This window comes from Shewanella sp. MEBiC00475 (assembly GCF_005234075.1).
Classification (GTDB): domain Bacteria; phylum Pseudomonadota; class Gammaproteobacteria; order Enterobacterales; family Shewanellaceae; genus Shewanella; species Shewanella polaris.
In genome coordinates this window covers 2,058,222-2,074,259 of record NZ_CP039928.1, presented here as the reverse complement: position 1 = coordinate 2,074,259, position 16,038 = coordinate 2,058,222, and the positions used below count along the sequence as shown (strand labels likewise).

At 41.8% G+C, this 16,038-nt stretch carries 10 protein-coding genes; 8 read left to right on the top strand and 2 right to left on the bottom strand.

Annotation, left to right across the window (positions count from 1 at the left end):
- Positions 1-45 precede the first annotated feature (45 nt).
- Positions 46-1,209, bottom strand: coding sequence for an iron-containing alcohol dehydrogenase (locus tag FCN25_RS09120; RefSeq protein WP_137223968.1), 1,164 nt, complete (start codon positions 1,207-1,209; stop codon positions 46-48).
- A gap of 284 nt (positions 1,210-1,493) precedes the next feature.
- On the opposite strand from FCN25_RS09120, the gene FCN25_RS09115 reads away from it, so the two are divergent.
- The 6 genes from FCN25_RS09115 (at position 1,494) to FCN25_RS09090 (ending at position 8,695) form a co-directional block, all read left to right on the top strand.
- Positions 1,494-2,363 (top strand): AraC family transcriptional regulator, encoded by an 870-nt coding sequence (locus FCN25_RS09115; RefSeq protein WP_137223966.1) that lies wholly within the window; start codon positions 1,494-1,496, stop codon positions 2,361-2,363.
- Positions 2,364-2,479: 116 nt separating this feature from the next.
- Complete coding sequence (gene yqfB / locus FCN25_RS09110; protein WP_137223964.1) at positions 2,480-2,803, top strand: N(4)-acetylcytidine aminohydrolase; 324 nt, start codon at positions 2,480-2,482, stop codon at positions 2,801-2,803.
- Positions 2,804-3,120: 317 nt separating this feature from the next.
- Positions 3,121-4,458, top strand: coding sequence for a coproporphyrinogen III oxidase family protein (locus FCN25_RS09105; RefSeq protein WP_137223962.1), 1,338 nt, complete (start codon positions 3,121-3,123; stop codon positions 4,456-4,458).
- A gap of 216 nt (positions 4,459-4,674) precedes the next feature.
- Positions 4,675-5,520, top strand: coding sequence for a PfkB family carbohydrate kinase (locus FCN25_RS09100; RefSeq protein WP_137223960.1), 846 nt, complete (start codon positions 4,675-4,677; stop codon positions 5,518-5,520).
- 234 nt (positions 5,521-5,754) lie between these two features.
- Complete coding sequence (locus FCN25_RS09095) at positions 5,755-6,918, top strand: MFS transporter (protein WP_137223958.1); 1,164 nt, start codon at positions 5,755-5,757, stop codon at positions 6,916-6,918.
- A 373-nt stretch (positions 6,919-7,291) separates the two neighbouring features.
- Positions 7,292-8,695, top strand: coding sequence for a methyl-accepting chemotaxis protein (locus FCN25_RS09090; protein ID WP_137223956.1), 1,404 nt, complete (start codon positions 7,292-7,294; stop codon positions 8,693-8,695).
- 238 nt (positions 8,696-8,933) lie between these two features.
- On the opposite strand, the gene FCN25_RS09085 is transcribed toward FCN25_RS09090, so the two are convergent.
- On the bottom strand, positions 8,934-11,069 hold the full coding sequence (locus FCN25_RS09085; protein WP_137223954.1) for a TonB-dependent siderophore receptor: 2,136 nt from the start codon (positions 11,067-11,069) through the stop codon (positions 8,934-8,936).
- A gap of 874 nt (positions 11,070-11,943) precedes the next feature.
- On the opposite strand from FCN25_RS09085, the gene FCN25_RS09080 reads away from it, so the two are divergent.
- Both FCN25_RS09080 and mdoH read left to right on the top strand, forming a co-directional pair.
- The gene (locus FCN25_RS09080) at positions 11,944-13,623 is read left to right on the top strand and encodes a glucan biosynthesis protein G (RefSeq protein WP_137223953.1); all 1,680 of its coding nucleotides are present in this window, start codon (positions 11,944-11,946) and stop codon (positions 13,621-13,623) included.
- A gap of 8 nt (positions 13,624-13,631) precedes the next feature.
- On the top strand, positions 13,632-15,824 hold the full coding sequence (gene mdoH, locus FCN25_RS09075) for a glucans biosynthesis glucosyltransferase MdoH (RefSeq protein WP_137223952.1): 2,193 nt from the start codon (positions 13,632-13,634) through the stop codon (positions 15,822-15,824).
- The last annotated feature ends 214 nt before the right edge of the window (positions 15,825-16,038 follow it).

Genomic DNA, 16,038 nt, shown 5'->3' with positions numbered 1-16,038 from the left:
CAAGTCTAAACGATGAATGAGTTCATCGTTTAGTGATAAGCACTATTACCACGCCATGTCTAAAATCTTGCGGCTGGTGGCCAAGTCTACTTTGCCACTTTCAGATAATGCGGTCATACCATGTGCTTCTAAAGCATCGACTACTAGACCTAGTTGATCTTGCGTTACACCGTGATCGCGTAAACGTACAGGTAAGCCTACTTGCTTGAAGAAAGCTTCAGTTTTGTCAATGGCTTGATCTACGCGACTGTCTTCGTCACCTTCTGTGATATCCCAAACACGTGCTGCGTATTGTACTAATTTAGCGTGTTTTTGCTCTTTCAACACACGCCATAGCGATGGTAATACTACGGCTAAGGTTTGTGCGTGGTCGATATGGAATAGTGCGGTTAGCTCATGTCCAATCATGTGAGTTGACCAATCTAATGGCACACCTGTACCTATCATGCCGTTTAGGGCAGATGTAGCGCTCCACATTAAGTTAGCGCGGGCATCGTAGTTAGTTGGCTCTTCAACAGTGATAGGGCCAATTTCGATTAAGGTGCGCATAATGCCTTCTGCCATGCGGTCTTGTACGCGGGCATCAACAGGATACGTTGCATATTGCTCAAGCACATGCACAAACGCATCGACAACACCGTTGGCCACTTGAATTTTTGGCAAGCTGAAGGTTAATTCAGGATCAAGCATGGCAAATGTTGGGTACACACATGGGTGGTTTACTGGATACTTACCGCCTTGATAACTGACGACTGCAAAGGCGTTCATTTCTGAACCCGTAGCCGGTAGGGTAGCAATAACGCCAAGTGGAATAACCTTGTCATTAGCCACTGGAACCGGTGTAAAGCCGTGATGTAATAGACTTGCTGTGTCGCCATCAAACTGAGTCGCCAGTGCGATAAACTTAGTGCCGTCCATAACCGAACCACCACCAACAGCCAGTAAGAAGTCGATTTTTTCTTTACGGGCAACGTCTACAGCTTGCAACAGTGTTTCGTATTTAGGGTTGGCTTCAATGCCACCAAATTCAAATACTGTACGATTACCTAATGCGGCTTTCACTTTATCGAGTGTACCGAAACGTTTCACGCTACCGCCACCGTAAGTGATTAATACTCGCGCATTGGCTGGAACAAGTTGGTCTAACTCTGCAATACGGTCTTTACCGAAAACAACATGAGTAGGGTTACGATAATCAAAATTAAGCATAATTGGTGCCTTTTGGTTTAGCGGTGAAACAAATAATTGGCTGATGTTTGTATATAAAGAGTACATGTACAACTTGTTGATGTATGGATTTCTTATACATAACAGCAAGGATAAATCATGTGGCTATGATAGCCCTTTGAGTCAAAATAAACATACACAGAACTATCGCGTTCATGCCTATTCCTATCTTTATTGTATAAATATGATGGTTTTTTGATAAATTTAATACCTTTTACTGCTTTTTTGCTAGTATCGGTTTCATGATTTTTTCTGAGGCGAAGGATATGAGTGAGATAGCAACATTAATGGCACAGCTAGCCCCAAAAGAAGGGATCAATGATACTCATTTATCTGGCGTGCATGTGTTTCGCAGCTCACAATATGGCGCACGCGGGCCATTGTGCTATTCACAGGGAGTGCTTATTGTTGGCCAAGGTAAAAAGCGGGTTTATGTAGACAATCAAACTTTCGACTATGACCGCCAGCGCTCATTAGTGATGACAGTCCCCTTGCCGGTAGAATGTGAAACCTTTGCCAGCATTGAAGAGCCAGTATTGGTATTGATGGTGGATATCGATTTAGTGCAACTTAATTACATTATTCGACTGATGGACGAACATCATCAAATCCCCAAAGATTTAAACGGGTCACGCCAGAGTGGTTTTTTTGTTGCCGATAACACTGAAGACATGGACTGCAGCGTTATTCGACTATTACAAGCATTGCAGTCGCCATTAGAGGCTAAAGTAATGGGCGAAGCGCTCGTGCTTGAGTTGTTATATCGCTTGTTAGATTCGCCCAATGCGGCACCGCTTTTTGCGTTGTCGTTAAGTCATACTCGTTTATCTAGGGTGGAAAAAGCCCTTAATTACATCCATAAACATTATGGTGAGTCGGTTGAAGTAGACACATTAGCTGGCTTGGTTAATATGAGTCCGTCGGCATTCCATCGTAGTTTTAAAGAAGTTACCGCTTCATCACCTATACAATATTTAAAGAAAATTCGCCTGAACAAAGCTAAGGCGTTGTTACAACTGCAACATTTAAAGGTAAAAGAGGTATCAACTCAGGTGGGCTATGAAAGTACCGCCCAATTTAGTCGCGAGTTTAAACGTTACTTTAATCAAAGCCCGGGCGAGTACGCGAGGTTATAAATCTGATTTTAGCTTGAGTCATTAGCGCTGACGTGGCGCTTTATGTCGTTAATTTATATTATTAATTTAAATCATTAGTTTAAATCATTAATTTAAATCATTAATTAAGGTTGCTAATGATTACTGCACCCACAGAAATAACCTTTTTTGAGTTTTTAACGCCGTTCGTTGCATCAGGGCAAAAAACGATTACTATCCGCGATGCCAGCGAGAATCATTATTTACCAGGTAGCCAAGTTGAAGTGTTCACCCTCGAAAGACATACAAAGGTGTGCGACATTATCATTTTGGCGGTGGAACCATTAAGGTTTGATGGCATTAATGAGTTTCATGCTACTCAAGAAAGCTTACCATTAGCTGAGTTAAAGCAGTTAATCCAAACTGTGTATCCTAATCAGCAAACCTTATTCATGATTTCATTTAAATTGGTTGATGTTTAATAATTTTTATCAATAGCTTAATAATTAATCTCCCTCACTTTATTCCCATACGCGTCCAACGTTGGCAGCCCGTGCCGCTTGCTTTGTGTTATTGATGAGTCATTAAATTTTTTAAGATAAAACAGCCGTGTCTAAAACATGATCTGCTTAACAAATAGGTAGAGATAAGCATGTTAGTTTGTATATTTATTGGCTAGTTCACATTTTAGCTATCTCTAAAGTGATATTTTTGTTTTTCTGCTTATGGTACGCGTCTTTTATTGTGCGCTTTTTATCAATGGTTTTGCTCTCAGGGCTTAATTCAATTAGGATTTTTTATGTCTCCAATTATTCAATCAGCCAGTCAAGAGTTGATTAAACCTTATCAGTCTAATATTACGGTACCCAATTGGATGATCAGCTCTATGGAGAAGGTGATGCAATTTTATGTTGATAAAAATTTGCGTCTCGACACCATCTCTACTGACCGTATGCCAAAGCCTGTCGAAGGCAAAAGATACATGTTGTATGCACATATTCCGTTTTGCCATACCTTGTGTTCTTTTTGCACCTTTCACCGATTTTTATTCCGCGAAGACAAAGCGCGCGAATACTTTGTTGCTCTGCGTAAAGAAATGCAAATGGCTAAAGATTTGGGATATGAGTTCCAATCTATGTACATTGGCGGCGGTACCACAACCGTGCTTGAAGATGAATTAGCCCGCACCATCGAACTGGCAAAAACGTTATTTCCAACGATTAAAGAAGTGTCTTGTGAGTCAGATCCACAGCATTTAGCTAACCCTGAGTTTAAGCAATTAAAAGGCTTAGTTGACAGAATGTCGATTGGGGTACAAAGCTTTGATGATGGCATTTTAAAAATGACCGATCGCTTAGACAAGTTTGGTTCAGGACAACAAACTTTTGACCGTATTATGGCGGCTAAAGAACTGTTTCCGATTATTAACGTTGATATGATTTTTGGTTTTCGTGGTCAAACTGATGAGATTATCCAATCCGATCTCGAAATGGCATCTAAACTTGATCCTCGCCAAATTACCACCTATCCGTTAATGATTACCCACCAAACCCGTAAAAGTGTTAAAGGCAGCTTAGCAGCACCCCAAGGTGAAATGGTTAATCAATATCGCCAGATTTTAAACCACTTAACAGGACAATATACACAACTGTCAGCGTGGGCATTTGGTAAAACCAATGACGAAGGTTTTGATGAGTACGTTATTGATTATGATGAGTATTTAGGTATAGGTTCTGGTTCGTTTAGTTTTTTAAATGACACCTTGTATGTGAATACATTTTCACTGAAAAAATACCAACAACGCATTGCTGAAGGCCGCATGGCTGTTGAGCAACAGAAAAAATATCAGCTAAAAGAAGTGATGCAATATCGCTTTTTACTAGGGATGTTTTCTGGACGCTTATCGCGTAAATATTTCCGCGACACATTTAACGTTAATTTAGACACCGCCTTATTCAAGGAAATGTCTTCAATGAAAGCTATGGGGGCACTTAAAAATGACCCTGTTAATCCTGACGAATTGATTGTGACTGATAACGGCAAAATGATTGGGTTATTGATGATGAAAGAGTTTTACTCTGGCATGGACAATGTGCGCGCCCAATTACGTCAACCACTTGCCGAAGCAGATATGTAACCTTGTCTTGTGATGAGCAATTTAAGGCCGTGATTATCACGGCCTTTTTGTTGCGTCAATGGTAGTCATTATCTTTTATTCAAGTGTTCATCTTCTTCTTATATTTTACTCTCATGCATCGAAAAGCCTGAATCTACCTGAACGGTACAGATAATTAACCTGATTGGTATTATACTCAAGGTTCTTTTTAGGTATATTTTTTTTGGGGTGAGTTGCATGGCCAATATTCTTTTGCTTGCCAATATCAATTGCGACCGAATTTTACGTCTCGATAAACCACTGCAAACCGGTGGTCGATTTCATTATCAAGACGGTGGGCTGCGTTTAGGCGGCGGTGGTGCTAATACCGGGTTGGGTTTAGTGTGGGCTAAACACAATGTGGCATTGGTGAGTGAGGTCGGTAGTGATGAAATAGGTGACTGGATTTTAGCAAAAGCGAGTACTTTAGGACTCGATTGCCGTCTAGTGCATCGTTTTAATGGTAATACTTGCGAAATGTTATTGGTCATGACACCTGATGGTGAGCGCACTATTATTCGTCCACAACGGCCTATATTTGAACTGCCTGCACCACCTGATTGGCAATATTGGGATGTTTTTTATATTAACTCTTCTGCAAAAGGTGCGGGTGCTTGGGCAGCGAATGCTATAGCGTCTAATCCTAATTGCAAAGTGATATCACAATTGGCGAAAGATGAACGCAACCGACCTTGCCATGTGTTGATAGCTTCAATTACCGATATGCAAGGCCGCTGTAACCAAGACCCATGGTCGTTTGCTCAAGCCATTGCAGGTGATACATTAGCGTATTTTATTGTCACAGATGGTGAAAAAGGTGCCACGGTTTATAGTGAGGCAGATGAACAGCATGTGCCGGCCATTATTGCTGATGTAGTTGATACGACAGGGGCGGGCGATGCTTATGCCGCTGGGGTCATCCATGGTATATGCCAACATATGTCGATTACCGATGCGATGCATGAAGGCGCGTTGTGGGCATCTTTTGCTGTGGCGACACAAAGTTCGATCCCCGGAAATGCATTAAAACGGTATTTAGCATAATTGTTCAAGTTAACTCAGACAATTGGTCATTTAATAGTGTGTCATAGTCTTTTTTGTAATCGTCACTTTTTCATTATGGGACTATGACTCAATCTGTATCAATGGTTAGCCGCTATTGCTTAGCTCAACTACCGTCGGTAGTTGTTATGTGTAGCTTGTTTTACTCTGGCTAAGCTTTTAGTTAATACCCACTTAAGGCCATATCTCACCAATAGACTGGAAGCTGGAGCGGTTATGCATTCACTCAAAAATAACATCTATGCAGTGTCATTGTTATTTATCTTTAATGGTTGTTTGTTTGGCTCGTGGGCGGCAAAAGTGCCATTTTTCAAACAGAAATTTGCCTTAGATGAACAAACATTATCGCTGTTTTTGCTATTACTGGCATTCGGTGCGGTGGTGTCATTTCCGTTGGCGGGAAGGCTAAGCGATAAGCTGGGTGTACAAGTTATGTCAAAACTGGCTTATGTGTTGTATCCCATTCCTTTTATTGGGTTAGCCTTAAGCAATAATCCTATTTGTCTCGCGGTCGCATTGTTTTGTTTCGGCTTTTTGCACGGCGGGATGGATGTGGTGATGAATAGCTGGGCGGCCAAAACAGAAGGATTGTCGAATAAAAAATTGATGCCTTTCTTTCATGCCATGTTCAGTTTAGGTGCAGGGGTTGGAGCGGCCAGTTCGGTGTTATTGATGTGGGCTGATATCGGTACCTTAGTTCATTTTATTATTATCTGTGGCTTTTTCGCGCCATTTTACATGTTACTTCGTCAACCTAAACTTATTACCGCAACAACCGTGCAGAGTGCTACAGGTGTTGTTGATGACAACACTAAGTTACCTAAGCTATTTTTGGTTTCAATAGGGTTGATTGCGATGTTTTGTGCTTTGGGCGAGGGGGCTGTAGCCGACTGGAGTGCGGTTATTATGCGCCAAGAGTTTGCTACCGATATGAGCTTTGCAGGTTGGGCATACGCAATATTTTCAATCTTTATGGTACTTGCAAGGTTATTCGGTCATACCGTTATTGATAAATATGGTGTCACTTTAGTCGTTAGAGGATGTGCATTATTCAGTCTTTTGGGGGTGATGATGATTATATTGGTGCAATCACCTTATATTGCTCTGCTTGGCTTCGCATTTATGGGGGTAGGTTACTCTATTATTGTGCCGCTAGTGTTTTCAAAAGCTGCTTCTGTTAATGAGCACAAGTCGGGCGTTGCGATTGCATTTGTCGCGACATTTACCTATGGAGGTTTGTTGTGTGGCCCCGTTATTATTGGTGTGCTAGCGCATCATACTTCGTTAAAAGAAGCCTTGTATTTATTGGCCGTGTTACCCGGATACACGTTAATGAGGGCTTTTTTGCTGGCCCCCAACTATCAGAAGATCAATCAATAACCTCAATTTTAGCTAAAGTATATTTAATCACGCAACGACAAGATTAATTAAGCTGTCTTGTTAGTTTAATGCGTTTTTGTCAGCTATCGCTTCAAGTGCAGTGTTTTCAGCATTCGGTGTTTCTTGATACCACAAAGGCCTTTTAGTTAACGTTATCCATTTGTGTTTAAGCAGTAGCAATAACGGTCTTTTATGGTATTTTTACGTGATCTAAACGTCAACTTTGTAATTTAAAGACTCTTTAAACAAATAGTCATATATTATTCACCTAATTGTGTGTGTTGTTATATGTGTGTGTTGTTATATTAGTATAATCGGTTAAATGAGTGTTTATTGACCTCAATAATCATTGCTCATTTTTGGAGATATCATCGTGAAAGAAGTTGCATTTCGTTGGATAGACAAGTACTTAATCAACGTAAAACTGCAAGAGAATTTTCTTGTTCTTTTCTTTACTGCCGTGCTTGCCATTGTGGTTATTGGCATTTGTTTCATCGATGCGGCATCTTCACAACGCACCGGAGAGGCAAAGCAACAAGTGGACTTGATTGCTCAATTAGCCTCCTCCACACAATTATCTTCATCTGAATTAGCACCACTGTTGCAAAACACCCCGATTAACATTGGTAATAATACTGATATTTCAGCACAGGTGTCAGGGCAGAACTATTCATTGAGTTATGTCGATAGCAATAGCTTTGTAAGTGGATTAGGTTTATGGCACATCATGGCCATTAGTTTGAGTTTGTTGTTGATGATTGTCTGCTCTCACTATATTAAGACGTTTATTGGTGGTGGTTTATTCCATATTTATCATGCATTGAGAAAGCTAGCTGAGGGCGACCTTGCTTCTCGTATCGGCTATGCACCGTCACGAAATGAATTTAATTTGATCGCAAGAACGGTGGATAGGGTTTCAGAACGTGAACATAAGTTGGTGAAAGCTACCCAAGAAACCATTGCGCTTATCCAACAGATTAGTGCTCAATTGCGTGTTCGTAGCGATGAAAATACCCAGTTGGCTAGTGTGCAGCAAGAACGTATTGATTCGCTAGCGAGTGCCACTGAGGAAATGGCCGTGTCGATTCGAGAGGTTGCTAGTCACGCTCATGAGTCATCTACACAAATATCGCGAGCAACGGAAAAAACAACTCAAGGCCAAGCTCAAATCCAAAAAACCTTGGTTGAGATTAATCAACTCGCGGGAGACGTTCGTGGTGCCTCTGTTGCTGTTGCCGAACTCGATACCAGTACCACTAAAATTGGTGATGTAATATCAACAATTAATGCCATATCGGAGCAAACCAACTTACTCGCCCTTAATGCTGCTATTGAAGCTGCAAGAGCAGGTGAACAGGGTCGTGGATTCTCAGTTGTTGCAGATGAGGTAAGAACCTTAGCGGGTAGAACTCAAGCTGCTACCGTCGAGATTCAAAAAATCATTGAGACGCTGCAAACCAATAGTAAAGGTGTGATGAGCGTGATGGCGAAAACAGTAACAGAAGCTCAGACCAGCGAACAGTTTATGACAGATGCAAGCCAAAATATGAGTGAAATTGCTGAGCAAAATCAACATATCTCTGACAGAAGTTTGGAAATTGCCGCCGCGGCAGAAGAGCAAGGTGCCGTCGCTGATAATATTGCTAATGATGTTGATTCTGTCAGAAGCAGTTCTATTCAAGTGATGGATTTAGTTAATGCCACAGCAACAGAAATTGAGAGTTTGAGTCGTCAGGCTGATGTGTTGGAAGAATTGATGAAAGATCTGATTGTTTAATATTAATTGGGGATTGTTATTAGCATCACCCTAGCATCATGGTTTTATGATGACCACGGTCAACCATAATCTTCTTTTTGACCAAGGCTAAAACGGCGTTAATTTATCCGTGAAGTATTAGGTCAGTCTGTATTTATATAATGAAGAAGCCTCAACATATTTGTTGAGGCTTTGTTTTTTTAGGGCATGTATACATTTCAATTTGAGCTAACAATACGCTCTTAGAAACGGATGTCAGTTAGAAGGTGTAACCGACATCTAAGCTCAGTGAACGACCCGATGCTGGCACTCGTCCCGCTGGCGATACATCTAAGCCTCTAAAGTAGTATTCGTTATCAAATAGATTATTGACGGATAATCCCACTTTTAGGCCGTGACTATCTTGTTTGAAAAACTCAGTACCAATATTGAAGTTAACCACGGTATACGCAGGCACTTCTCCCGATGTACCAGATACATTCTCTTCAACTGTGTTAGCCAGGTCGGAAAATGATTTGCTGTAATAAAAGGCCATTAATCCTAAATCAACATCCTTAATACTGTATAAAGCACTGGCAGAAAGTTGATGTTTAGACACATAAGCCAATTCGTTACCGGCAAATTCTCCATCAAGTTGTTCAGTATCTAAATAGTTGTAGGCACCCGTTAGAACCAGATCTGGTAGCGACATAGGTGAGTAAGTGCCTTCTAGCTCAATACCTTGGTTACGGGTTTGGCCAATATTGACGAACAGACTAACGTCACCGTCGTACTCTATTTTATTTTCAAAATCGATACGGTAAGCCGCAATACTTAAGTTACTGCGTTCTGTTGGGGTAAAGCGTACGCCTGCTTCATAGTTCCACGATAGCTCTGATTCTAGAGTTTGATCTTTAGGCCATAATTGTGAAATTTGCGGCGTTCTCAATGAGCGTTGAGCATTGGTATACGCAAACCAATTTGAACTGAATTCGTAACCTAAAGTGATGCCAGGAAGCCACTCGGTCACGTGATTATCTTGGCTATAACCTTGTCCAACATTGGTAAAGGTCATGCGGACATCTTCATATCTTATGCCAGGGGTAATCGAAAATGTGTCGTCAAAGAATCCCACTTTATTACTCACATAATAGGCCATGGCATTAGTATCCATTTGCCAGTCGCGCGGACGAGTTGCAGTTTGAGTCGATTTTTCTATGTGGTTTAGTTGGTAACTAATGTCTTCATTAATATAACGAGCACCAGCGATAATGTGCTGACTAATATCACCATCAATAAGCAGACTTGCAGTTGGCTCAATGCCAAACACGGTAAAGTCGCGTGGAGAGTTACGCAGATGAGTGGCTTCTTGCGTAGTATCACTCCAGCTAGTACCTAAATTACCGTCGGTGTCTTTGCTTGAGTCATAAAAATCCCACTGAAAATTACGTGAACTCTTATTACCAAATACTCTGAGATCAATCTCACCATAATCGATAATTTTCGAATCATCGAGAACATGGCTATATTTCAATGACACTCGTTTAGTATTGGCATTAAATTCATCATTAGGACGTAGAGATTGTTCTCGATCAGCTTCATATGCGGCGGTATTTAAGGCACCCGGTAGCTCAGAAAAAGCATCGTAATATTGAAGCGTGGCGTCTAAGCTGTTTTGCCCATCGATATTCCATAGGGTCTTTAACATTAGGTTTTTAATGTCGGTTTCGGAGTGTTCACGAAACGATTCCCCTTTGGTGATGTTGCCATCGAAACGCATCGAAAAATCTTCATTAACCGCGCCGCCAGTGCTGACGTTAGTATCAAATAAGGTATTACTGTCACCAAAGAAGGTCATGCGTTCATTAAGGCTGGTTTCCCAGTCTGTTGGGATTGGCTTTGAAATAAGGTTTATTACGCCGCCAACGTTGTTAGGGCCATATTGAATCGATGCTCCACCGCGTGCTACATCAATTCTATCTATCATGAATAAGGTGGCAGGGAATAATGACTGGCCAGTGTGCCCATATGGCGCAAGTGTCATTGGGATCCCATCGAGTAAGACTTGGGCGTAGCCACTGCGGCTGCTGTCTAAACCTCGTACTGATATGTTAGGTAAAACCCCTGTTCCAGTTTCATCTTTAATTTTAATCCCAGGGACTTGTTGTAATGCAGTGTCAATTGATCTGGCTGCAGTGCGCTCTATTTGATCAGAGGTAATAATTGAGCGGTTACCGGTATAGGTTTTTAAATCAGCAACTTCAGAATTGCCCAATAAGCTCCCCGTCACCACAATGACTTCGGGTTTGACTTCTGTCTGACTTTTGTCGTCAGCAAATGCCGCTGAACTAGCAAGGCTGGCTGCAATGGCCACCGCAATGGTGGTCAAAGTGAATCTGGATTTTTCAGGTAACATGCATATTTCCTATGTTTGTTTGGTCTGTTTTAAAGTGATAAGTTGGCTTTTAAAGTTCATGCCTCTATCTTCAGCAATCAAAAATGTTTCGGTGTAAATAAGCTTGTTGTTTAGGCGTGTTATCGATGACGTAAAAAGGAGTGTTTTCTGATGAGAAAGGAATTGTTAAGTTTTCGATTCCCAAAATAGCTTGTTGGTTATTGGGAGCTAATTTCAATGGGCTGGTGGCGATAAAGCTGGAGGTAAACATAATGATCAAAGTATATGTCGGTATTGATTTTGATAATTATTCTCATTTATGGCGTAGCAGTCAAGACTCGTACTTGTACTTATGGTGTAGTTACTACAAAACCCCTATTTTAATAAGTTACTCCATCTTTATTTATTCAATAAAATCATTAGCATGAGCTATTTTAGATACCTTGTTTTTGTAGATGTAAATTTTCAGTAAATTGTCAATGTGAATGAACTTGTATACAGAAATGAAATTGATAACTGAACAATTCACCCAAACTCGTTTTATCTTAAATAGAGAGTGCTTCTATTGGTTTGGTCTTAGAGTAACTTATTGCATTTAAAGAGGATTAATAATTAATAGCACAGTTAATATATTCATTACGATTGGAATGAATAGCCTATAAATCTGATAAATAACAATGCGGTAGTTTTTCCTCCCCCTTTTGTGCTATTTCGATATATCAATAGATTAAAATGTTATAGGTACTAATGGTATTTATTGATGAATAGTTGTGCAAAATTTTGACGTTCTGATATCGTTCGCGAAATAGAGCATAGGGTTGTGTACCAAGACATTTTGCCGCAATAACCGCTCTGGAACTCGCATATTAACGCTGTATTTTTTAGGTAGCCTATTATGGTTAGCTTACTGAGTAGTCGTACTTCGGCCTCATCTCAAACTATCAAAAAATCACTAACGTGTTTGTCGTTAGCTATAGCTGCAGGGTTTTGTTTTAATCTTGCTGCACAAGAACCCACTCCGCCGATCATTGCACCAACATCGCCTAGCGTGACCATACCGCAGCGAACTTATGTAGATGAACAAGCGATTGTGAAATCACCTAATAATTTGAACACAGAAACCAAAGTTCGTTTTGCTAAAACGGCTAACTTTGACTCTGATTCGGTGGTTAAGATTGCGCGCAAATTAGCGCAAAACCCCTATGTGGATCTTAAGGACCCTTTACCGCCTGGGTTGGCTAAAATATCTTACGATGAATATCGCGACATTCGCTTTAAGCCAGAAGCTTCTATTTGGAAAGCCGAAGGTTTGCCATATCAAATGCAATTGTTCCATCGGGGTTTTTATTTCCAAGACTTGATTGAAATTGCCCTAGTTGAAGGTAAGCAAGCCACCCACTTAGCCTATAACTCAGAGTTTTTTACTGCAGGTGATGTGTTGAGTCAGCGTTTGCCGACCCAAGATATTGGCTATTCTGGTTTACGTATCCATTATCCATTAAATACCCCAGCGTATTTTGATGAGCTTATGGTATTTCAAGGGGCGAGTTATTTTCGTGCATTGGGTAAAGGCAACGATTACGGCTTGTCTTCAAGGGGCTTAGCGTTAAATACCGCTGAACCTGAAGGCGAAGAATTTCCTATATTTCGTGCTTTTTGGGTTGAACGCCCAAACACCGACAGTAACTTAATTGTGGTGCATGCATTGTTAGACAGCCCTAGTGTTGCTGGGGCATATCGATTTTCAGTTAGACCTGGCGAAAACACTCATATTGATGTGGAAGCGACCTTATTTCCGCGCAAAGAGTTAGTTAAAGTCGGTTTAGCACCAAGCACAAGTATGTTTTTACATTCAATGAATGGTCGTCAAAACACCGATGACTTTAGACCAGAAGTACATGATTCTGATGCGCTATTGATCTTAAATGGTCGCGGCGAGCGTTTATGGCGTCCATTAGCTAATCCAAAGCAATTGCAAGTGAGTGCCTTTATGGACAACTCTCCTCAAGGTTTTGGCTTAATTCAGCGGGAACGCAGTTTTGATGCGTATCAAGATCTCGAAGCCCACTACGAGCGTCGCCCAAGTTTATGGGTTGAACCGGTCGGAAATTGGGGCGCGGGTGAAGTGGTGTTAACCGAAATACCAACCGACTCTGAAATACATGACAACATCGTCAGTTACTGGAAACCTAAACAACCTATTGCAGCGGGTAGCGAGTTTCATTTTACTTATCGATTAATTTGGGGCAACGAGCCCGAAGTTGACGACGGCACCGTAATTGTTGCCCGAACTGCCAGTGGTCGAGCAGATCTCGCTAAAGCGACACCGAGACGTTTATTTGTTATCGACTATCAAGTTAAAGAAGGCAATAACGATGAAATTCCGGTGGCCAAAGTGCAGAGTTCTGCGGGTGAAGTGACCAATGTGGTGGTATCTCGTCAGCCTAAAACTAATGGCTATCGTTTGGCATTTGAAATGGATCCACAAGATGCTGAATTGATTGAACTACGTGCTGAGCTTAAGTTTACTGGCCCACGCGATGTAGAAACCTGGCTTTATCGTTGGACTAAATAGTAGCAAACATGATGCAGACTGAATCTACTATTAGCGACATTGAAACCACACTGGTTGGCGGTACGGCTATGCCGTTAGAACGACCAAGCCCAATGGAGCCGCAAAGTTTACGTGCGTTGTCAGAAGGCATGCCACGTAAAAGTATTATCGCCAATGGTGTAAAGTCAGACGGATTACGTCGCCTTTTAGTGGTTGGTAGCGCTGCTATTATGTCGGTAATGGCTATTTATGAAATGGTGTCGGTATTTAATGTCGGCGGTGTAACTCCGCTGGAATACATTGTTTTAGTCTTGTTTGCGGTTAACTTTTGTTGGATTGCATTGGCATTTAGTGGCGGCATAGCCGGCTTTATTATGTTACTCAAAAAGCCTTCTACAAAAACTGCCGAAAGCATAAAGCTACATACCCGCACCGCGATATTAATGCCAACTTATAATGAATCGCCAGATCGCGTTTTTGCTGCGGTCGAAGTAATGGTAATGGCAATGGCATTGGTTGAGTCGGGCGAAGCACATGCTTTTGATTGGTTTATATTAAGCGATACTACCGACCCCGATATTGCGTTAGCGGAAGATCAGGCATTTTTAATATTGCGTCATCAAGTGAGCAAAGATGCGCGGGTCTATTATCGTCGCCGTCGTAAAAATGATGCCCGTAAAGCCGGTAATGTGGGTGACTTTTGTAAACGCTGGGGCGCCCGATACGACCATTTGTTAGTGCTAGACGCCGACAGTTTAATGGAAACCCACACTATTGTTAGTTTAGCTCAGCGTATGCAGGCCGATCCTGATGCAGGGCTTATCCAAACCATTCCGTATTTAATCAATGGCAACACCTTAATGGCGCGGCTACAGCAATTTGCTGCACGTATTTATGGTCCTGTTATTGGTACTGGTTTGTCTTGGTGGGCGGATAAAGAAGGTAACTTTTGGGGCCATAATGCCATCATCCGTACACAGGCTTTTATGAGCGCTGCGGGTTTACCCAATCTTGCAGGAAAACCGCCTTTTGGCGGTCATATCATGAGCCACGACTTTGTTGAGGCTGCGTTGATTCGACGTGCTGGTTGGAACGTAGTGATTGCAGCTGATCTTCCTGGATCTTACGAAGAATGCCCTCCGTCTATTATCGATTTAGCGGTGCGCGATCGTCGTTGGTGCCAAGGAAATTTACAACACTCGCGAGTATTGTTTGCCAAAGGATTGCATTGGGTGAGCCGTTTACATTTGCTCTCTGGGATTATGGCCTACTTGTCATCTTCTTTTTGGTTATTGCTCATTCTATCTGGGTTAATGCTGGCATTGCAGGCACATTTTATTCGCCCAGAATATTTTACTGATCAGTTTTCGCTATTTCCCACTTGGCCAGTAATGGACTCAGACCGTGCATTACGCTTGTTTTACATCACCATGGGAATATTATTTGGCCCCAAAATATTTGGCGTGTTGTTATTACTGAAAAATAGCCAGATGAGCCGGCAATTGGGCGGTCGGGATAAAGTGATAATTAGCGTTGTGGTGGAAGTTATTTTATCGGCACTTATCGCACCGATTATGATGCTTATTCATTGTGGCGCTGTAATATCGATTTTAGCCGGACGCGACAGTGGCTGGGCGCCACAGAGGCGTGACGATGGCAGCTTACCTTGGTTAACACTGACTTATCGCCATCGTTGGCATATGTTAATTGGAGTGCTATTAGGTTACGCGGCTGTATTGGATTCGCTTACTTTACTCGCTTGGATGAGCCCAGCGCTAATCGGTTTATGGCTAGCTGTGCCGCTTTCTGCCATGACAGGTTCGGAACGTTTGGGGTTGTGGGTCAAGCGTATGCACATTTTGGCCACTCCTGAAGAGATATGCCCGCCAAAGCTTAGCCTTGAGTCGCTATCACGTCGTGAAGAATATAGTAATGCCATTGCTCAACCGTGGACCTTATCAAGGTTGTTGCAAGACCCAGAGTTAATGGCGCTTCATTTAGACATTATTGATAAAAGACCACACCGTTTACCCGGTTCTGCGGTTGAGTCACTCGAAGCCATTACTCGAGTAAAAGTACAAGAAGCACAATGCCAATATAGTATTACCGACCTATTTACGCGCCAAGAGTTAGCGTATTTACTGGGCAATCCTTTATTGCTAAAACAGTTACAAAAGCTGCCCGAGCAATATGTCACCGAAGGCATAGTGTCTTTTTGTTAGGTGAGTGTTTAATTTAGTATTGATGTGCAAAAAGCCCTGCCGATGAATATCGACAGGGCTTTTGTGTTTATGGTGCTTTCAGTACGCACTTAAACTTACAATGACAATAGCGGATTATGTGATCGCTATAGATTGTGAGCTGGGCACTTATCGGCCATAATTTTAACTCGTGACGTTAATCCGTTACGTTAACCAGTATCCTTAGTCACTCACT

Excerpts from the sequence above, each read along its gene's own strand:
- FCN25_RS09120 (WP_137223968.1), bottom strand. The coding sequence starts at position 1,209 with ATGCTTAATTTTGATTATCGTAACCCTACTCATGTTGTTTTCGGTAAA.
- FCN25_RS09115 (WP_137223966.1), top strand. The coding sequence starts at position 1,494 with ATGAGTGAGATAGCAACATTAATGGCACAGCTAGCCCCAAAAGAAGGG.
- yqfB (WP_137223964.1), top strand. The coding sequence starts at position 2,480 with ATGATTACTGCACCCACAGAAATAACCTTTTTTGAGTTTTTAACGCCG.
- FCN25_RS09105 (WP_137223962.1), top strand. The coding sequence starts at position 3,121 with ATGTCTCCAATTATTCAATCAGCCAGTCAAGAGTTGATTAAACCTTAT.
- FCN25_RS09100 (WP_137223960.1), top strand. The coding sequence starts at position 4,675 with ATGGCCAATATTCTTTTGCTTGCCAATATCAATTGCGACCGAATTTTA.
- FCN25_RS09095 (WP_137223958.1), top strand. The coding sequence starts at position 5,755 with ATGCATTCACTCAAAAATAACATCTATGCAGTGTCATTGTTATTTATC.
- FCN25_RS09085 (WP_137223954.1), bottom strand. The coding sequence starts at position 11,069 with ATGTTACCTGAAAAATCCAGATTCACTTTGACCACCATTGCGGTGGCC.
- FCN25_RS09080 (WP_137223953.1), top strand. The coding sequence starts at position 11,944 with ATGGTTAGCTTACTGAGTAGTCGTACTTCGGCCTCATCTCAAACTATC.
- mdoH (WP_137223952.1), top strand. The coding sequence starts at position 13,632 with ATGATGCAGACTGAATCTACTATTAGCGACATTGAAACCACACTGGTT.